Origin of the sequence: Priestia abyssalis, assembly GCF_002019595.1 — a bacterium.
GTDB classification, from domain to species: Bacteria; Bacillota; Bacilli; order Bacillales; family Bacillaceae_H; genus Bacillus_BA; species Bacillus_BA abyssalis.
The window spans coordinates 3,210,856-3,229,836 of the sequence record NZ_KV917369.1; the positions used below are offsets into that span (position 1 = coordinate 3,210,856).

An 18,981-nucleotide genomic window follows, 5' to 3' on the forward strand; every position below is an offset into this window, starting at 1 on the left:
CCCCTTATTCGTTTTATTTAGTATTCTTCCCGAAAAATAAAGTAACCGCTTTCTTTATATGCCCATCAGTTTCTTGCAGAAAGCGGACGGCTTCTTCTTGTGAAGCATCCGTCAAGGCCATGAATAAAGCTTCTTTCAACTGAAATTGACTTTTTTTTAGCAGGGTGAACGCTTCTTCTTCAGGAATATCGGCAACCGTTTGGATGATACCCGCCGCCCGCTGAACAAGCTTTTGGTTGATGAGCTTCATGTCTACCATTTCATTGCCGTACACTTTCCCCAATCGGACCATGACGGCTGTTGAAATCATGTTGATAATCATTTTCTGGGTGGTTCCTGCCTTTAGCCGGGTCGAACCTCTAATCACTTCCGGTCCTGCCACCGCTTCGATCCCGATATCACTGATCGCAGACACTTTTGTCTGTTCATTATTGGATATGGCAATCGTTAACGCCCCTTGCTTTTTGCCATACAGCAAACCTGACACGACGAACGGGGTACTTCCGCTTGCCGCTATCCCAATGATGGTATCTTTTTCATTGAGGTTTCTGCTTTTCAACTCGGCTTGAATCACCGCTTCATCATCTTCGTTTTCTTCAAGCGGCTGCCACATTGCTTCATTGCCTCCCGCTACAATGGCCGTCCACCGATCGCTCTCGACTGAAAAGGTAGGTCCGAGCTCCACAGCATCTAACATGCCAATTCGTCCGCTTGTGCCTGCACCGATGACAAATACCCGTCCCCCTTCTTGCCATCTTTTCACGATTTCTTCTACAGCTTTAGCAATGTGAGGGGTGGCAGGAGAAATGCCGAAATGGATTTCACGGTCTTCCTCCTGCATTAGAGATACGATTTCCTGTGCCGACATTTCATCTAAATTCAAACTTCGCATATTTCTTTCTTCCGTTTTTTTCGCCATCATCAATGTCGCTCCATCTCGATTTTGAATTTATAGCGGTCTCCGCGGTAAATGGATTGAACAAACTCCACCGGCTTTTCGTTTTCCATATAGCTTGTTCTCTCAATCAGCAGCACGGATGCACCTTCCTTAATTTGCAGAATCGCCGCTTCATTTTTTCTGGCAAGGGATGCTTCCAGCACTTGTTCCCCTTTCGCGATACGGATATTTAATGTATTTTCCATATATTCATAAATGGATGAACCGAGCGCTTCTTCCGTCAAGTCAGGCACAAGCTCTTCGGAGATATACAGCATTTCATAAGCCATCGGAATATCATCCGCAAGTCGTACCCGTTTGATTTCATATACTGATTCACCTTCACCGATTTTCAGCTTCGCTGCAATCGTCATGGACGCTTTTATACGATTGAATTCAAGCAGTTTCGAGCTTGGAGACATGCCTCTTGCCCTCATGTCTTCCGAGAAGCTCGTTAACCCTTGCAGCCCTTGTTCGATTTTACTGTGCGCGACAAACGTTCCTTTTCCGCGCTGTCTCACCAAGTACCCGTCGTTCACAAGATTATTGATTGCCTGACGGACTGTCATGCGGCTAACATCGTATCGTTCCGCCAATTCCCGCTCTGATGGCACGAGATCCCCTGGCTTCAGCTCTTCCCTTGCAATCAGCTCTTTCATCCCTTCTTCGATTTGATAATAAATGGGTAAAAGAGAATCTTTGTCTACTTTAAACACCGAGCTTCATCTCCGTTTCTCGATTGTTCCAGCAGCTTAGCGCCTCCTTGTCGGCAATGATAGTAACGTTCGGATGTGTCTTTAACGCAGTCGCCGGAATCTCTTCTGTTACATCAGATGTCAGCAGCTTATGCAAAATCTCGGCCTTTCCTTTGCCGGACACCAATAAGAGAATGTTTTTGCTTTTTAAAATCGTTGCGATTCCCATTGTAATCGCATGTGTCGGCACTTCATCCATCTGATCGAAGTAGCGCGCATTGGCGTTTCTCGTTGATTCAGCCAGCTTCACGACCTGTGTCTTCGAATCAAATGACGTCCCTGGTTCATTGAATCCGATATGGCCGTTATGGCCGATGCCTAGTATTTGCAAGTCCACGCCGCCCAACGCTTCAATTGCTTCTTCATAGCGCTTGCATTCGGCTTCAAGGTGAGCCGCTTTTCCATTTGGAAGGTACTGATGCTCCTTCGGCATATCAATATGCTGGAATAAGTGGCTGTCCATGTATGTGTGGTAGCTTTGTTCATGGGTTGGATCCATGCCGACATATTCATCTAAGTTGACGGTGTAAGCCTGATTATAACTCGTGCCATGTTCATTGAAATCTTGAATAAGGTATTTGTACGTTCCTACCGCCGTTCCGCCCGTTGCCATTCCTAACACGGCATTTGGTTTTTTTCTTACCGTTTCACGAATGAACCCCGCTGCTTTTTGACTCATTTCTTCGTAATTTTTCACTTCAATGATGTTCACTATTATCCCTCCCGTGTTGTATAGGCGATTTGCCCTCTGCAAAACGTCATGTAGATTTCATCGTTTTGATCTAAAATGACCAGGTCCGCGTCTTTCCCCGTTTCAATGCTTCCCTTTCGATCATACACATTTAATTGCTTGGCCGGATTAACGCTTGCCATTTGAATGACTGCTTCCAACCCGCATTTTGTATACTGCTGTACATTTTTGGCTGCATCTTTCAATGTAAGAATGCTGCCTGCCAATGTTCCATCTGCGAGCGTTGCCTGTCCGTCTTTCACCGTCACATCCTGCCCGCCCAAATCATACGTTCCTTCACCGAGGCATTTCGCTCTCATCGCGTCTGTAATTAAAATGAGACCTTCCTGCCCCTTATTGTTGTAAGCGAAGCGAACCATTTCCGGACGTGAATGAATGCCGTCTGCAATGATTTCACATTTGATTTCATCATGCAGCAAAACTGCTCCGACAACCCCTGGCTCTCGATGGTGGATGGGTCTCATTTGGTTGTACAAATGAGTAGCATGATTGACACCCGCTTCCATGCTTTTGACAACTTCCTCATACGTTGCATCCGAGTGGCCGATGGAGGCCACGACTCCTTGTTCCTTTAAATAACGGACCAGTTCCAAGCCGTTCGGCTGTTCTGGCGCCATCGTCACAAGCTTAATATGTCCTCCTGCAAGCTCCTGCCACTTTCGGAATAAATCGATGCTCGGCATCATGACATAATCCGGATGCTGGGCTCCTATTCGTTTGGGCGAAATGAATGGCCCTTCCAAATGAACGCCGAGAACCTCCGCTTTACCGGTCACACCATGTTGGTTAATATAGGTGGCTGCATTTTGCAGCGCTCGTTCAATATCGCTTTGAGCGGTGGTCATCGTCGTCGCCAAAAAGCTTGTCGTGCCTTCCATCGGCAGAGCAGCTGCCATCGTTCCCAAAGCTTCTTGTGTACCATCCATCGTATCCGCTCCGGCCGCTCCATGAATATGGAGATCGATAAATCCAGGTATAAGCTTATATTCATTAGATAACTCTATCGTTATATATTGTTCGTCAGGTTCAGGACATGTTTCCATGCTGCCTGCACCGTCAATCACATCATTTTCAATTAAAAGATAACCATTCTCAATCCACTGATTATCCATATACACTTGTACATTTTTCAAAAGTGTTTTCATGGTGAAATCTCATCCTTTCTTGACTTCACGATTATCTTAACATATAGAAAACTAGTTGTCTATACCACTTGTTATTATTTTTTTACCAATCCCTTTTACTATTTCCCCCCTCTATGGAAAACATTCAAACAAGAAAACTGCGTTCCCGACTTCTCTTCATTTCTGCCACTTCTTTATGAAAGCGTTTTTGTTGACAAACTTTCCTAGCATTGCTACAACTAAACGTGAGGTGATATATATGGAAAGAATTCAACTGACGGATGATTTGTCCTTTTCACGAATCGTTCACGGATTATGGCGTTTGGCAGATTGGAATCAACCCAAGGAGCAAACGCTTGCATTAATGGAACATTGCTTGGAAAAAGGAATAACCACGTTTGATCATGCCGACATTTACGGCAGTTACATGTGCGAAAAACTATTTGGGGAAGCCCTCGCAGTGAAGCCCGAGCTTCGTGCCAAAATGGAAATCGTCACAAAATGCGGCATCGTACTCGAATCACCAAATCGTCCAGAGCATCAGTCTCACCATTACAACACGAGCAAAGAACATATTTTAAAATCGGTGAATCAATCACTGGAAAACTTGCAGACGGACTATATTGATGTCCTGCTCATACACCGTCCGGACTTATTTCTGGATCCTGTTCAAGTGGCGGAAGCGTTCACCCAGTTAAAAGAAGAAGGAAAAGTGAGATACTTTGGTGTATCAAACTTTAAACATCATCAATATAATATGCTGCAGTCTTATTTAGACTTCCCGCTCGTTACGAACCAAATCGAACTTTCCGCCTACAACCTGGAAAACTTTGAAGACGGCACACTCAATTTATGTCTTGAAAAGCGTATTGCCCCGATGGCATGGTCACCTCTTGCAGGCGGCGATATTTTCTCCGCTGATAATGAAAAAGCGGCAAGACTCCGTTCTACCCTTGAGAAAGTGGCGGCAGAAATCGGTGCACCGGGCATTGACGCGGTATTATACGCATGGCTGCTGAATCATCCAGCCAAAATCATGCCGATCGTCGGTTCCGGTAAAACAGAACGCATTGACGCAGCGATTGATGCATTACAATACAAACTGACACTTGATCAATGGTTTGAAATTTTACATAGCTCCATGGGTCATGAGGTTCCATAAAAGAAACTTCCATCAGCGGGGGGTTCTTTCCCCTATTAGTAGTTAGTTGATCTTATCGGGCTTTTACGGGCAGTTATCCCTCACTTAAGCTTCTTCGATGACTCTAAGCTTTGAAGTGGGGGTCTTACTGCCCGTTAATGCGGGATAAAAACAAAGAGAAAGGATCAGCCCCGGCTGATCCTTTCTCTTTGTTAATTGAATACAAATCCTGGTTCTTTCAAAGAATAAAGACAAGGACGTGAGAAGATTTTTTGGTGAAATGATGATTAAAATATAGACAGCAACAGATTAACAGCAAAGGAGAATCAGCCTGATGCAGCATTCTAACATCCATCTAACCGCAACTGAAATCTCGAATCTTTGGTCGACATATATGAGCGACAGCATGGCCGTTTGTGTATTAAAGTACTTTATCGCTAAGGTCAAGGACCCTGATATTAAACCTATTTTAGAGCAGTCTCTTATGATTTCACAAAGACATCTCCAAACGATCTCCCAAATCTTTATCCAAGAAGGATATGCGATCCCGCAGGGGTTTACAGATCAAGACTTAAATCTGCAAGCGGCTCCTCTCTTTTTTGACTCTCTCTATTTGCACTACATTAAACAAATGGGGCGTGTAGGCATTAACGCTTACGGATTAGCCCTCACCCTTTCCGTTCGAGATGACATAGTCCAATTTTTTGACCTTGCACTAAAAGAAAGCACAGCACTGGATCAACAAGTGAGCAAAGTACTTCTTGCCAAAGGGATATTTATACGCTCACCGTATCTTAATGGATTAAAAGAAATTACATTCGTTCAAGACAGTAATTTTCTTGATGGGATATTCGGTGTACACCGCCCGCTTTTAGCTGTTGAAGTCACACACCTTTATGGCAATATTCGTACGGCGTCTTTAACTCAGGCCATCGCGATTGGTTTCAGTCAAGCAGCGACCTCCAAAGACGTGACGAAATTCATCATGAAATGCAGAGACCTCATGAGCAAACATATGGCAACACTAGGTCATAAACTGCGTGAAAGTCACTTAAAAGTGCCCATGACATGGAACGATGCCGTTACAGATTCCATCGAATCTCCTTTTTCTGAAAAGCTGTTAATGTTTCATATGAATGCGACGTTAGCCGTTAGTTTAGGTGATTACGGCGCATCATTAGCTGGAAGCATCAGAAAAGATTTGGGAATGATGTACGCCTTATTGATGACCGAATTGGCAACCCTGGCAGAAGAGGGAGCCAAAATGATGATCAAACATGGGTGGATGGAAACTCCTCCTATGGTGACAGACCGTGACTATTTGGCTTCAGTCAATAAAAGTTGATGAGAGGCTCACCGGATGACATCCATTCCATCAATGGCTTATACAGATAATAAGTGATCCCGTTCAATTAAATTTTTATCGGTTTCCAATAAAGCAGCGCCGCATGAAAAGTATATGAATATTCGTACCTGCCATCCTTCTCTGTCACATACGGACTGAGAGCTTGTTCCACTTCCTGTTCCTTGTAATCCTTTGTTAAAATTTTGCTTACATTATCCTTTATAAGAGATTCATAAGAACTATATGTAGAAGTCTTGGGGATTTCGATCATTTTGCAATTAGCCATAATCCCGAGCTGATACAAAATATTTTGTAAATGAATATAGTCTCTGCGCCTGAATTTGATCGAATATCCTCTTTCTCGATGCAAATCTAAATAGTGAGGTTTTTCCGGCCCGCTTGTCATTCCCGCTACCGCAAGCCGTGACGCAGCATCATTCATTTTAAGTAACGCTTCTCCTATATCACTGACACGATAATAGCAGTTTATTCCAAAAACAACATCATAACGTTGTTCCAGATTAAGCTGTTCCCATTTCCCATGTATAAAGCTCACATTGTTTAATTGTTGCTTTTCTGTTTCATCTCTTAAAAAGCGGATGACACTTTGAGAGCTGTCTACACATGTCAGATGCTTAACCTTCTCAGCCGTACAGAACGTATAATTCCCCCATCCAGGGCCAATTTCCACTACACGATCATTTATGTTTAGCAACGTCAGCAGCTCTTCTTGAATTCTATAAGCATAAGAATTGATATAACCCTCACCATTTTGTTTCTTTTTTTCTAAAAAAGAATGCCAAAAATCTTCTTCATGTTCATCATGAATCATTCGGTTAGAAAGAGTTCCATCCCATTCCTTCATATTTTCTTTCCACAAATCCATGTAGTTGCACCCCAATGGTACACCGGAAATTTTCATCTTCATCTAACACTCCTTCTCTTTTATACTCTCTATACTAAAAACAATCCTTGAATTTATAAAGAAAACTTCCATCAGTGGAGGTTTTCCCTCATCCTCCACTAATCGTTCATTAGACCCGCACGATGCAAGATAAAATAAAAAAGCATTTCCGACCGAGTCAAGAGGTCAGAAATGCTTCTGTTGATAAATAAAGGGAATGACTGGATATCTTGATATCATCAAATAGATATAGAGATGGATTCAGCCAATCGGTTATCAGCATCCTAACCACCTCCCTAAAATCCCGTAGGTCTAACAGCGATGTTAAAACAGGCAGGTCTCCTGACTTAGGGCATCACTTTCAGACCTTCCCAGGTATAACCCAGTGGTTTTTCTGAAAGTCATCAGCATTTCATACTGATACCCATTACAGTGGCGGGTCCGTGTCGGAATTTAACCGATTTCCCTTTTAAGCAGATAAAGCATTACAACACTTTATCTCGCACCTATTTCCTAGCAATATACAATTTTTTCAGACTTAATCTATTAGAATGGCGAAAGGATGTAGCCTTAATAACTGAAATCAACTCTAATGTTAGTTTTAATTCATCTCATTGTCAACAGAAGCTTTGTAAAAAGGAATGCGGCGCATACACTTCACCATTTTTGAGATAATAGTAATAAAACCGTTATGGAAGAAGGGGTCATTTTGACAAATGCATTGGAATCCATTGCTTCATTGTTGAAAAACTTTATAGAGGACAACCCGGTGCCTCCTCTTCATGTGGGAGAAGTGATGAGCCTATGGACAGCTTTGACAGCCTTTCAAGAGTCCCGCGCCTTGTATCAGGCCGCGCTTAATACTACAACCGATGCTGATTTGAAGCACGCATTGGAAAATGCCCTGGAAGGCTCGACGAGGGACTATAACCGCTTGAAAGAAATCTTAATCCAAGAAGGTGTCCCTCTTCCTTCCATCAATGAAGATAAACCGAAATCCAACCCGATTGATGTACCGGAAGGCGTCAAACTAACGGATGATGAGATCGCTAACTTGATCGGCGTAAAGGTGGCTGCTTCCATTACGTTTTGTGCCCAGGCCTCATCCCAATCCACTCGTACCGATGTAGGCCTGACCTTTTTCCAAATACAAGTGGAATTAATGAAATACGCATCCGTGCTTAAAAATCTAATGAAAAATAGAGGGTGGCTCAAAACTCCTCCAAGCTACTTGCCTCCGGGAACACCTCATAAAAGACAAGAATGAAGCCAAAAGCAAGTGAAATCTTGATGACGTCTTTTTAAACAGAATAGGCGTTTTAACACGGCCTATCCTAATAAATGGAGGTATATGAAACAATAGAGGTGAATATATGGATTTGGAAAGCGGTATTGATTATCGCAGCCGGTGTCGTTCACCAGCAAAACCAGTCCACCGACTTGTTTTCGGAAGTGCAGGAAAACCGCAACGTTCCGGAACCGCCAAAATATTTGCAATAATGTTTACATATAACGGGGCAGCCATTAAATGGACACTGCCCCCTCCTGCCAACTGAAGCTTTACCTCACAAAAAAGTTTACATAATAATATTATAGTAATTCATCTGTACATGACCTTCCTCTCCCTTTTCCGATGAATATCCTTTATAATGAAACATAACCTGGAAAATTGATGCTGTTATTCCATGCAAAAAATTGGAGATAGCCTTGTTATGCCGCCGCTGATTATAATGGTAGGTACGGCCTGTAAAGAAGGAGCCGCAACTAGTTTGCCTATTATCGAATAAATAACCTATGAGAGAGGTTGTTCAAAATGAAGGATATTATCTTGTTTCTCACTGAAGTGGTCAATAACATTCACGATGTACTCATCAATGTTGCTGAAGCGTTTGGGCTACAGCTGACAGATAAAGATTTACACTTTTGGATCATCGGCATCATCGGGATTTTCACGTTTTTCCCCGTTTACCTTTTCTTTAAAATGTTATCGAAATGGCGCTGGAGCATTACCGCCATTTCCTTTGTGTATACTTTTACTGTCATGACGGTATTGGTGTTTGCAATTGAAATACAGCAAGCCATCACGGACCGTGGTCATATGGAATTTTCCGACGCAGTCATCGGATTGTGGGGATTTATTGTGTTCTTCGCTGTATATGCTTGCTTTGCCGCTCTATTTCTTTTTATTAAAAGTTTGTTTAAACGGAAAAAACATGTTCCAACAGAAGACGACGAGCCAAGCCGACGCCGCTCGCGGTCGATGTAGCAGGAGAGGCGGAGGCAACTGTTTAGCCCCGACAAGCGCTGGAGGTTTTCATCCCAAAGGCGCTTTTCGCCTTTGGGATGAAGGCTGAAGCGACTCGAGGGTCTAAGAGCCGCAGCTGGACAATAAGAAAAGCGGAACGAAGCCTAAGCAACGTCAATCTCTACGACTTCATTTGCACATCCGCCCATGTGCTGCATATTAAAACGACCGCCCTCCCTTTCATCGTTTCGATGAGTAACGGAGGGCGGTTTGCTTTCATTATTCATCCAATGTGGACCATAATAACAAATAGAGTCGACAGTCTTTTTTGACATATAGTATGATGGGATGAATGATTACGAAAAACAAAGGGTGAACTTGGGTGATTACATTATTGCCGTTAATGTTAGAAAGAGTGGGAATTCTCGTCATTGTAGCCTTCCTGCTTTCACAGCTGAAATCATTTCGCCAAATCTTCCAGCATGAGCGTGGATTAACCGGAAAAGCATTGCTTGTTGCGGTTTTTGGGATATTTGGCATCATCAGCAATTACACCGGAATTGAAATTCAACACAGCTCGATTTCCGCGCAAGCATGGCAGACAGCGGTCGGTCCGGACAGTGCGATTGCCAATACAAGAGTTATGGGAGTGGGCATTGGCGGATTAATTGGCGGCCCGTTTGTCGGACTGGGAGTGGGAATGATTGCAGGTTTGCACCGTTACACACTTGGAGGCTTTACAGCTGGTTCGTGCGCCATTTCGTCTATTTTGGCCGGTGTAGCAGCCGGATATATTGGAAGATGGTATAGAAAGCGGCGGGCCATTACGCCGGCATTTGCTGTTATGGTCGGTGTAACAATGGAAATCGTCCAAATGGGGATCATTCTGTTAGTGACGAAACCATTTGAAATAGCATGGGAGCTTGTCCAGTTAATCGGTATCCCAATGATTGTTATCAATGGTTTTGGAACACTGTTATTTATGTTTATCATTCAATCGATTTTGCGTGAAGAAGAACGCACTCGTGCTATACAAACGCATCAGGCGTTTCGCATTGCCGATCAAACTCTCCCCTTTTTCCGGCAAGGGCTGAATCCAGATTCCTGCAAAGAAGTATCCAAAATTATGTTAAGGCTCACAGAAGCCGATGCCGTAGCGATTACAAATGACCACGGCGTATTGGCACATGTCGGCGCCGCGTCTGATCACCATGTTCCCATGCACGGACTGGCGACAGGACTCACAAAAAGGGTGCTCGAACAAGGAAAAATTATTATCGCTAAATCAAGAGATGAGATTTTTTGCTTTCATGAGAATTGTCCGCTACAAGCTGCGGTTGTCCTGCCGCTGCAAGTGCATCAAAAGACGGTGGGAACATTGAAGCTTTACTTCACGCATCCAAGCCAATTGAGCGAAGTGGAACAAGAACTGGCTGAAGGTCTGGCCAAACTGTTTTCTACACAATTGGAATTGGCCGAGGCAGAAACACAAAGTAAACTGCTGAAGGATGCCGAAATCAAGGCTTTGCAGGCACAAGTCCATCCGCACTTTTTGTTTAATGCCATTAACACCATTTCGGCTTTATGCCGCACAGATGCTGAAAAAGCAAGAAAACTTTTATTAGAGCTTAGTGTGTTTTTCCGAAGCAATTTGCAAGGTGCCCGTCAAATGCTCATTCCGCTTGAGAAAGAGCTGGAACACGTTAAGGCCTATTTATCACTCGAGCAAGCGCGTTTTCCGAACAAATATCATGTCGTGTTCAATATCGAACCAGGACTTGAAATGGTACCTATTCCTCCGTTCACTTTGCAGCCGTTAGTGGAAAATGCCATTCGCCATGCTTTTTCACGTGTTAAAAAATGTGGAGAAGTAACGGTGAGCGCATATGAAAGTGAAGAAAAGATGTATATAGAAGTCAAAGATAATGGGAACGGTATTTCAAGCGAAAAACTTGAGTCCCTGGGAAAACAAACAGTAAAGTCAAAAGAAGGGACAGGAACGGCTCTCTATAATATACGTGAACGATTGGAAGGCATTTATGGAGATAAAGCCGACTTTCGTATAAAAAGTGAGCAAGGTGAAGGAACAAATATACAAATTATCATACCTTTAAATAGAAATGGAGCATTGGAAAATCATGTTAAAGGCTTTTATAGTGGATGATGAACCGCTGGCAAGAGATGAATTGAAATATCTTTTGCTTAGAACGAAACAAGTGGAAGTTGTGGGAGAAGCGGATTGTATTGAAGATGCACTTGAACATATTCGGACTTTACATCCCGACCTTCTGTTTTTGGATATCGAACTTGCAGATGCCAGCGGTCTGCAGCTGGCAGAACAGTTGCTGTCTTTCGAACATACGCCGGCAGTCATTTTTGCTACGGCATATGATGAATACGCTCTCCAGGCATTTGAGTTGAATGCTGTAGATTATATATTAAAGCCGTTTGATGAAACGCGCATCCAGCAAACATTAGAGAAAATCGCGAAGCTGCAAACGATTGGGGAAAAAGAAATTCCCTCTGCCCCTGTGTCTGTCAGAGCCCCACTTGAACAAACCGGAAAAATGGCGGTGATGGTCGAAGAGCGGATTGTGCTAGTGGACATACCATCCATTGTTTTCGTAGGGTCTGCGGAGGGGAAAACGATGATTAAGACGAGAGACAAAGAATATAAAATCGGAGAATCTCTTGTCATGATCGAAAAAAAGCTGCATAACGCTTCTTTTATGAGAGTTCATCGCAGTTTCCTCGTCAATGTGAATCACATTTCAGAAATCCAGCCATGGTTTAATTCGACGTATAATTTAATCATGACAGACGGATCCAAAGTGCCTGTAAGCCGTACATATGTAAAAGAGTTAAAACAGCTTCTTGGCTTTTAGGGGTAAATTCAAGTGGCCTGAATAACCGATTGTAAATGTCCCTCAATCAAATGAAGCTGTGTCGATTTATTAAGTGGAATGTATATAGACACATCTCTGTATTTCATCCTGCTGTTTTTGCAACTCAGACCCTGGATGATGCATTTTATCTTGAAAGTCCGATGATTGCGTTTTCATTTTGTATGATTGTCTCATAAAGCAAATGGTTATGGGAGGTCATACAAATGAATGCGATTACAATGGTCATTGGTGCCATCTGTATTTTAATGATTGCCTATCGTCTATACGGCACGTTCATGGCGGTTAAAGTCATGAAATTAAAAGCTTTAGATGATGCTAAACAAACTCCGGCTAACGCCATGGAGGACGGAAAAGATTATGTTCCAACTAATAAATGGGTGGCGTTCGGACACCACTTTGCAGCCATCGCTGCAGCCGGTCCGCTTGTGGGCCCTATTCTAGCAGCACAGTTCGGTTATCTGCCTGGACTGCTTTGGCTGTTAATCGGTGCGGTGATTGGAGGAGCGGTTCATGATGCGGTCGTCTTATTCGCATCCATGCGTCAAAACGGAGAATCATTAGCGGAAGTGGCTAAAAAAGAATTAGGCCCGGTTGCCGGTTTCTGTACAGGTTTGGCCATGCTGTTTATTATTACGATTACAATGGCTGGTCTATCCATGGTTGTACTTCACGCGTTAGAACATAATCCATGGGGAACATTTGCGGTCGGCAGCACGATCCCTATCGCGATGGGGGTAGGCTTGTACCACCGAAAGACAGGTAACCTAAAAGGAGCTTCTATCGTCGGTTTCGCTCTCATCATGCTCGCAGTGTTTTTCGGCCCTTATATTCAAGGTACATTCTTGGGTGATCTGCTTACTCTTGATGTAAAAACATTATCCATCATTCTTCCAATCTATGCATTCTTTGCGGCGGCACTGCCGGTATGGTTATTGCTTGCACCGCGTGATTATTTAAGCAGTTTTATGAAAATCGGAGTTTTCGTTGCATTGATTGCCGGGGTTTTCGTTGTAAATCCTGACATCCAATTCCCTGCTGTAACAGAGTTCATTCACGGCGGCGGCCCAATTTTGGCAGGTCCAGTATGGCCGTTTATTTCAATCACGATTGCTTGTGGAGCGATTTCAGGATTCCACGCATTCGTTGGTTCAGGTACAACACCAAAAATGCTTGATCGCTGGAACGATATTAAAGCAGTTGGCTTTGGTGCAATGCTGGTAGAATGTGTGGTTGCGATTATGGCACTTGTTGCGGCTACTGCCCTTCATCCTGCAGATTATTTTGCTATCAACTCAACGCCTGAAGTGTTCAAAACATTAGGTATGCAAACAGTCAACCTTCCGCAGCTCAGCGAGGAAATCGGATTGAACCTGGAAGGACGTACAGGCGGGGCCGTTACTCTTGCAGTAGGAATGACGTACATCTTCACTGAAATTCCTTGGTTCAGCAAGCTGGCTTCTTTCTTCTTCCAGTTTGTCATCATGTTTGAAGCATTATTCATTTTAACGGCCATCGATTCTGGTACACGTGTGGCTCGTTACTTGATTCAAGATTTTGGCGGCGCATTCTACAAACCGCTAAAACGTGTAGACTGGGTTCCCGGCAATATTTTCGCAAGCGCTTTAGCCTGCTTCCTATGGGGATATCTCCTCTTCTCAGGAGACATCGGCTCTGTTTGGGCGCTATTCGGGGTTTCCAATCAGTTGATGGCCTCTATCGGGTTAATCATCGGAGCTACCGTTATTCTTAAAGTGGCTGATAAACGCTGGTACGTATTGACTTGTCTCGTTCCGCTCACGTATTTGTACGCTACTGTCAACTACGCGGGCTACTGGATGGTGAAAAACGTGTATTTAAATCCAGATGCAGCCGGTTTCAGCATCTTGAATGCATCACTATCGATCATTATGTTAATTTTAGGTGTGATCATTATGGTAACATCCATCAAGAAATGGGGACAGCTTTGGAGAAATCCTCACACGGAATTAGAAGCTAAAATAGCATAAAGTAAAGCAGGAGGTGGATGAATCATCCCCTCCTGCTTTTTTTCTAAACTCCTCATGGTGGCCTATCTCTTTTAATAAACCATCACAACATCATGTTGCCTGCACAAATATGTTTTTTATCATTTAAATAATTCAATTTCAGCCTTTTCTCTTTTCTTCTAAATCAACCGCAAGCTGGTTTGTACGTTGCTTGTTCAATGGATATAGGAATACTAAAATCAAGAAAATCAAGAGATAGATTCCTGCAGGGACTAAAGTGCCTAGTGTATGAATACCGTCAAGCGCTTCTTGCGTTTGCACCTCGCGAGTTGCATCGTATCCAACTGCTGCAATCGCAAAACCACCGATGCCTCCAGCAATTGCTTGCCCCACTTTACGAGCCATCGAATAGACAGAGTAAACAGTTGCATCTTCTCGTAATCCAGTTAAATATTCATGATAATCAATGACATCTGTTACGAATGCCCAAACTACTAAATTGAAGAAGGCAAATCCAAACATACCGACAGCCGCAACGGCAACAAATTGGATGGCAGTTAAGTCTGGCAAGAAGTATAAAAGAGTATAGACAACGGCTGCGAGCAACATACCTGCTGCTGCTGTTTCCTTTTTACCGAATTTCGCTACACATGGTTTTGCTAATGGAATGGCAATAAATACAGCCCCGGCTTGGATAAGGCCTATTAAGCTTAATGCTGCTGCATTACGAAAATAATCTTTAAACAAATATACGTTAACTGCACCAATCAGCATCGTACATACCATAAAAATTAAAGATGCCGCTAATATAGAAAGTAATGGTCTATTTTTCACCAAACCTTTTAACGTTTTACCTAAATTATTTTTTTGTTCTTTACTTTCAGGCATCACAACACGTTCAGTCGATAATTTATAACACGCCATGTAACAAGAGATAGAAAGAAGACCAAAAATAATGGCTGCCAATAGAAAACGGTCCGCATCTGCCTTATTGTCTACAAATAAAATCAATGGTCCAACTACATTAATGATTAAACTTGCCAACATAGCCCCCATCGTTCTGAAAGTGGATAAAGTGGTACGTTCCACAGGATCACTCGTAATGACAGATGCCATGGAACCGTAAGGAATATTTACTGTACTATATAAGGTCCCCCATACAATATATGTGACAAAAGCATAGGCCATATAAAACCCATCTGACATACCTGGAATTTTTACGAACATTAATACACCTGAAAGAACGAGCGGGAAGGACATTCTAAAAATCCACGGTTTAAATTTCCCATGCTTGCTCGGTTTTCTCGTATCAATGAAACGCCCCCATGTCACATCCGCAACCGCATCCCATAATCGGGCAATCAAAAAAAGTAACCCTACAGTAGCTGCACTAATATTGAAAATATCTGTGTAGTAAACCATTAAGAACGAACTGACTAGAATAAAGAAGAAATCATTGCCGAAATCACCAAACAAATAACCAAGTTTATCCCTCATCCCAAATTTTCTGACTTCCGTATTTGCAGCTGTTGTGTCTGTAGCTTTTAGAGCATTTCGACTCATTTTTTCCCCCTCCATTTCTTTAAAATCCTAATTTAGCAAATCTCCCTTAATACAAGTTTTAATATTCAGATAGTTATCAATGCACCTGTAAATCTTTTTCTACATGTCATAAGAAAAAACGCTTTGATAAGCTTAATTAGGGCGAGTAACCGTAAACGAATTTGCTTCTCCTCTTGAAATTTATTATTAACTACTTTTTGAAACCCTTTTCAAAAATACACAAAATGATTCTTTATCGCATCTCGAGATAGCTCATTAATTAGTTTAATAAACTAATTAATTTGGTTGTTAGTAGAATATCACCCTCCATTCGTTTCGTCAACGAAAATTTTGTAAGCGTTTTAAAAAACAAGACAGAGGTTCATTTTATTAAACCTTCTGTCTTGCTTCTAATTTTTATTATCTGACTGTCAATATTCCTTTGTGTTGAACAATAGAAAATGGCAGTATGTTTTTTGAATGTAAAAGAGCCAAAATGCGCAAGTAATGCATAAAAACTTGCATATTTTAGACTCTTTAATTTAATTCCTTAATGTGTTAAAGCCCTCGTTACTTTAAGTGCACTTCTTCACAATCTTGCTTTCTTTGATAAAAGCTAATATTAAGGGAGATGACAGCAACTAATCGGAAGTTAATTTGTCTCTTACTGCTGCTTGTGGTGCTTGTTCAAACCAGCCTTTCTCAATCATAATTTTTACTGCATCTTGAACAAAATCTGCATTTCTTATCATCGATTTAGCATAAAGCAGTCCTAAATCGTGCCTTCCGTTAACTGCTACTGAATTTCCAAAAGATCTTATTTTCATTGTAAACATATCCATCTTATGAAATAGCATTAACTTATCAGAAAAAGGAGAAATAGTTGATGTTGTCACTAAATCATCCAGAAAAGATGGTGCAGGAAGATCTTCATCATGTAGCTTTTTTATATAGTTTTCAGTATTTGTTTTTGTAAGGTCTTTTCCTCTTTCAAACAATTTTCGAATCTTTTCATCCTCTGCTACTTGTGCAAACGCCATAATTAGTGCCTTACTCGTCATATTATTTTCAATAACATCGTACAAATGGGCAATTTCTAATGCGTGCATTGGTCTTACATGACCAAAGAAACCATTTAAAAAATCCTGGTGAACAAATTCGACCTTTTCAGGAACTGGAATTACAGGTGGCTTGATGATGAGCCCTTTATTCATTAATATTTCTTTGATTTGGTCCATTAAATCCATTGTAGAATCCATACAATATCTAAAAAATTCTTTTACATCCTTTCTATATACAAGAGGTATAGCTATGTTATAAATACTCATGCCTGCTTTTGCAATATATTTTAGATAATGGACATAGAATTCATCTTCGAATAGACGAGGAACATCTAAATTTACATCCTCTTGTGAAAACCCTTTAGGAATAGGGAAATTTTCTTTCGTAAAAACTTCTTTAATTGTTTTCATAAACTCTTCGCTTAATTTTACTGCATTTTCTAATAAAGTTTTAATATCCTCATCCTCGACGTGCTGAAGATAATAACTTAAAATGCATTTTCCCATGCTGTTTCCCATATAGGCAGCCCAAAGTTTACCCATTTCTGCTGAGGTTAATTTTTCTGTAGTGTTTGTTTTATTTGAACTTAATTTAATTGGTTTAATCGTTCGCATGGTAACTTCCTTCATTCCTTTTTTTATTAGTATTTTCCTCCTTTTTAAATCATATTCTGAACTCGAATTTAACCTCAATAAATGAGCAGTATTAAAATTCTATTCCCCACTCTAACTTTAATATATCTTTCAGAATATTTACTTGCTCAACACCTATTTTTTCTGCAATTTTGTTCTCAAGCCGAGCTTTAAGAACCTCATTTTTTTCGTAGCATTCTTCTCCTAAAGCTGTTAACTGGATACACTTCTCTTTCTTGTTGTTTTCGACATCATGGATTTCCACTAACCCTTTTACAGAAAGATTTTTGATAAACTTATGGATTGCCTGTCGAGAAATTTCTACATTTTTTGTAACATACGAAATGGTAGGTCGTTTTTTATAAATCCTGGCCATGATATACCATTCTGAATTTGAAATATAAATCTCACTTTGATCGTTCCATGCTTTCTCTGAGATTTTTCGGACCAAACTATGACGCTCACTTAATAAATCTATAAGATCCAAATTTTGCAATTCGGAGTTTGGAATCAAACCATTCACTCCAATCTTAATCTTTGCTACTTAATATACAAAAACTGCTATTATATAAAACTGATTTACTATTTCGACATGTAGCTTAGGCTACGCCAAGCCGACATAACACTTCTTCTGGGCGATGGCTGATTTCTTCCAAAAAGGCATTCATCGCTTCTTCAATGGAAGCCTTGGTTGGATGAAACCGATTGACAATGACCGTTTTCTTTAACCAGTTCCATAAACGTTCAATCGGATTCAAATTGGGTGAATAGGGTGGTAAATAAATCAATAGAAGACGATCATGTTGAATCAAAAAATCTTTTACCAGCTGTGAACGATGAATGCGGGCATTGTCGACCACCATGACAATGAGCTTTTCCGGGTACCGTTGAACCACGTGTTCGAGAAACGACACGAAGGCTTCTTGTTTACATGAGTCCGCCGTTTGATAAAGCACCTCTCCCGTTTGGGCATTCAACGTACCGAATAACGTCACTTTGGCATGATGGCCATAAGTCGGTACTTGTTTCTGTTTGCCGATTTCTGACCATGTGGCGTGAAGACTTTGATACGCCCGGACATGGGTTTCATCTTGGTAAAGAAGTACGGTATCGTCGTGGAGAAGTTTTTTTTATCAGATTCATTTCTTGGCGAAACACTCGTTGTTTCTCTGGATCGGCTTTTGCCAAGACATAGGTTGGACGTGTATAACTCAATCCCAAACGCCAAAGCATGCGAAGAATCCCTGTTAAACTCATCTGGATATGGTACGTGTTTTTTAGGTATTCACGAATGATAGGAGTAGTCCATGATACACCACAACCTAATCCATGATCGGAAGGTGAACTCGTTAACATCATTTTTTTCAACTCGTCTTGTTGGTCTTCTGTTAGAAAACAGGCCCGTCCTGGTCCATATTTCCGATCCAGTAATGCGTCTATACCACCCTCATTGAATTTCTTCACATAAGTAGAAACCGATTGACGATGAAGATTGCATAGCTGAGCCGTCTCCTTGCCCATCCGGCCTTCCATGACGAGACGAACAGCCATGATACGTACACGCAGATGAACATCTGTTTGTTTTTTCTCCAATCTCTTTAAGTCAGTTGGAGTCAACCCATGTGTATTCGTAACTGCAAGCCGTGCCATTT

The 18,981-nt window shown here is 41.7% G+C and carries 17 protein-coding genes, 1 pseudogene and 1 riboswitch; of the genes and pseudogenes, 8 read left to right on the forward strand and 10 right to left on the reverse strand.

Annotation, left to right across the window (positions count from 1 at the left end; genetic code table 11):
• Positions 1 to 13 precede the first annotated feature (13 nt).
• Genes murQ through nagA form a run of 4 tightly spaced genes read right to left on the reverse strand, consistent with a single transcriptional unit; the run spans position 14 to position 3,588 of the window.
• Entirely contained in the window at positions 14 to 922 is a 909-nt protein-coding gene (gene murQ / locus BK575_RS15460) for an N-acetylmuramic acid 6-phosphate etherase (RefSeq protein ID WP_078411332.1), read from the reverse strand.
• On the reverse strand, positions 922 to 1,653 hold the full coding sequence (locus tag BK575_RS15465) for a GntR family transcriptional regulator (protein WP_328589513.1): 732 nt from the start codon (positions 1,651 to 1,653) through the stop codon (positions 922 to 924). Before BK575_RS15465 ends, murQ begins: the two co-directional genes overlap by 1 nt.
• Positions 1,646 to 2,404, reverse strand: a complete 759-nt coding sequence (nagB, locus tag BK575_RS15470; protein WP_078411334.1) for a glucosamine-6-phosphate deaminase — start codon at positions 2,402 to 2,404, stop codon at positions 1,646 to 1,648. The genes BK575_RS15465 and nagB overlap by 8 nt, the downstream gene beginning before the upstream one ends.
• A 2-nt stretch (positions 2,405 to 2,406) precedes the next feature.
• Complete coding sequence (gene nagA / locus BK575_RS15475) at positions 2,407 to 3,588, reverse strand: N-acetylglucosamine-6-phosphate deacetylase (RefSeq protein ID WP_078411336.1); 1,182 nt, start codon at positions 3,586 to 3,588, stop codon at positions 2,407 to 2,409.
• A gap of 238 nt (positions 3,589 to 3,826) precedes the next feature.
• On the opposite strand from nagA, the gene BK575_RS15480 reads away from it, so the two are divergent.
• Positions 3,827 to 4,729, forward strand: coding sequence for an aldo/keto reductase (locus BK575_RS15480; RefSeq protein ID WP_078411338.1), 903 nt, complete (start codon positions 3,827 to 3,829; stop codon positions 4,727 to 4,729).
• 313 nt (positions 4,730 to 5,042) lie between these two features.
• The gene (locus tag BK575_RS15485) at positions 5,043 to 6,053 is read left to right on the forward strand and encodes a DUF3231 family protein (RefSeq protein ID WP_078411340.1); all 1,011 of its coding nucleotides are present in this window, start codon (positions 5,043 to 5,045) and stop codon (positions 6,051 to 6,053) included.
• A gap of 67 nt (positions 6,054 to 6,120) precedes the next feature.
• Here the strand turns inward: BK575_RS15485 and BK575_RS15490 are convergent, their stop codons facing one another.
• Positions 6,121 to 6,981 carry a class I SAM-dependent methyltransferase gene (locus tag BK575_RS15490; protein WP_235867395.1) on the reverse strand — a complete coding sequence of 287 codons (861 nt, stop codon included), beginning with the start codon at positions 6,979 to 6,981 and terminating at the stop codon, positions 6,121 to 6,123.
• Positions 6,982 to 7,272: 291 nt separating this feature from the next.
• Positions 7,273 to 7,482: riboswitch (cobalamin riboswitch) on the reverse strand.
• Positions 7,483 to 7,666: 184 nt separating this feature from the next.
• On the opposite strand from BK575_RS15490, the gene BK575_RS15495 reads away from it, so the two are divergent.
• The 6 genes from BK575_RS15495 (at position 7,667) to BK575_RS15520 (ending at position 14,114) form a co-directional block, all read left to right on the forward strand.
• Positions 7,667 to 8,224, forward strand: coding sequence for a DUF3231 family protein (locus BK575_RS15495; RefSeq protein WP_078411342.1), 558 nt, complete (start codon positions 7,667 to 7,669; stop codon positions 8,222 to 8,224).
• Positions 8,225 to 8,322: 98 nt separating this feature from the next.
• Complete coding sequence (locus BK575_RS29405; RefSeq protein WP_268877739.1) at positions 8,323 to 8,457, forward strand: hypothetical protein; 135 nt, start codon at positions 8,323 to 8,325, stop codon at positions 8,455 to 8,457.
• Positions 8,458 to 8,770: 313 nt separating this feature from the next.
• Positions 8,771 to 9,223, forward strand: coding sequence for a hypothetical protein (locus BK575_RS15505; protein ID WP_078411346.1), 453 nt, complete (start codon positions 8,771 to 8,773; stop codon positions 9,221 to 9,223).
• Positions 9,224 to 9,584: 361 nt separating this feature from the next.
• The gene (locus tag BK575_RS15510; protein ID WP_078411348.1) at positions 9,585 to 11,366 is read left to right on the forward strand and encodes a sensor histidine kinase; all 1,782 of its coding nucleotides are present in this window, start codon (positions 9,585 to 9,587) and stop codon (positions 11,364 to 11,366) included.
• A complete protein-coding gene (locus BK575_RS15515) occupies positions 11,341 to 12,087 on the forward strand; it encodes a LytR/AlgR family response regulator transcription factor (RefSeq protein ID WP_078411350.1) in 747 nt (248 codons plus the stop codon). Before BK575_RS15510 ends, BK575_RS15515 begins: the two co-directional genes overlap by 26 nt.
• 224 nt (positions 12,088 to 12,311) lie before the next feature.
• Entirely contained in the window at positions 12,312 to 14,114 is a 1,803-nt protein-coding gene (locus BK575_RS15520; protein ID WP_078411352.1) for a carbon starvation CstA family protein, read from the forward strand.
• A gap of 138 nt (positions 14,115 to 14,252) precedes the next feature.
• On the opposite strand, the gene BK575_RS15525 is transcribed toward BK575_RS15520, so the two are convergent.
• The 5 genes and pseudogenes from BK575_RS15525 to BK575_RS15545 all read right to left on the reverse strand — a co-directional run bounded on the left by BK575_RS15525 (position 14,253) and on the right by BK575_RS15545 (position 18,979).
• Entirely contained in the window at positions 14,253 to 15,656 is a 1,404-nt protein-coding gene (locus BK575_RS15525) for an MFS transporter (protein ID WP_078411354.1), read from the reverse strand.
• A 620-nt stretch (positions 15,657 to 16,276) separates the two neighbouring features.
• Positions 16,277 to 17,311, reverse strand: coding sequence for a DUF3231 family protein (locus BK575_RS15530; protein ID WP_078414814.1), 1,035 nt, complete (start codon positions 17,309 to 17,311; stop codon positions 16,277 to 16,279).
• A 91-nt stretch (positions 17,312 to 17,402) separates the two neighbouring features.
• Positions 17,403 to 17,843, reverse strand: coding sequence for a MarR family winged helix-turn-helix transcriptional regulator (locus BK575_RS15535; RefSeq protein ID WP_078411356.1), 441 nt, complete (start codon positions 17,841 to 17,843; stop codon positions 17,403 to 17,405).
• A gap of 85 nt (positions 17,844 to 17,928) precedes the next feature.
• Positions 17,929 to 18,384 (reverse strand): annotated as a pseudogene (locus tag BK575_RS15540) (IS630 family transposase); the annotation flags it as partial.
• Between the two features lie 31 nt (positions 18,385 to 18,415).
• The gene (locus BK575_RS15545) at positions 18,416 to 18,979 is read right to left on the reverse strand and encodes a helix-turn-helix domain-containing protein (protein WP_078411358.1); all 564 of its coding nucleotides are present in this window, start codon (positions 18,977 to 18,979) and stop codon (positions 18,416 to 18,418) included.
• Positions 18,980 to 18,981 lie beyond the last annotated feature (2 nt).

Coding starts and splice junctions, on each gene's coding strand:
- murQ (WP_078411332.1), bottom strand. CDS start 922: ATGATGGCGAAAAAAACGGAAGAAAGAAATATGCGAAGTTTGAATTTA.
- nagA (WP_078411336.1), bottom strand. CDS start 3,588: ATGAAAACACTTTTGAAAAATGTACAAGTGTATATGGATAATCAGTGG.
- BK575_RS15480 (WP_078411338.1), top strand. CDS start 3,827: ATGGAAAGAATTCAACTGACGGATGATTTGTCCTTTTCACGAATCGTT.
- BK575_RS15485 (WP_078411340.1), top strand. CDS start 5,043: ATGCAGCATTCTAACATCCATCTAACCGCAACTGAAATCTCGAATCTT.
- BK575_RS15490 (WP_235867395.1), bottom strand. CDS start 6,981: ATGAAGATGAAAATTTCCGGTGTACCATTGGGGTGCAACTACATGGAT.
- BK575_RS15505 (WP_078411346.1), top strand. CDS start 8,771: ATGAAGGATATTATCTTGTTTCTCACTGAAGTGGTCAATAACATTCAC.
- BK575_RS15515 (WP_078411350.1), top strand. CDS start 11,341: ATGTTAAAGGCTTTTATAGTGGATGATGAACCGCTGGCAAGAGATGAA.
- BK575_RS15520 (WP_078411352.1), top strand. CDS start 12,312: ATGAATGCGATTACAATGGTCATTGGTGCCATCTGTATTTTAATGATT.
- BK575_RS15525 (WP_078411354.1), bottom strand. CDS start 15,656: ATGAGTCGAAATGCTCTAAAAGCTACAGACACAACAGCTGCAAATACG.
- BK575_RS15530 (WP_078414814.1), bottom strand. CDS start 17,311: ATGCGAACGATTAAACCAATTAAATTAAGTTCAAATAAAACAAACACT.
- BK575_RS15545 (WP_078411358.1), bottom strand. CDS start 18,979: ATGGCACGGCTTGCAGTTACGAATACACATGGGTTGACTCCAACTGAC.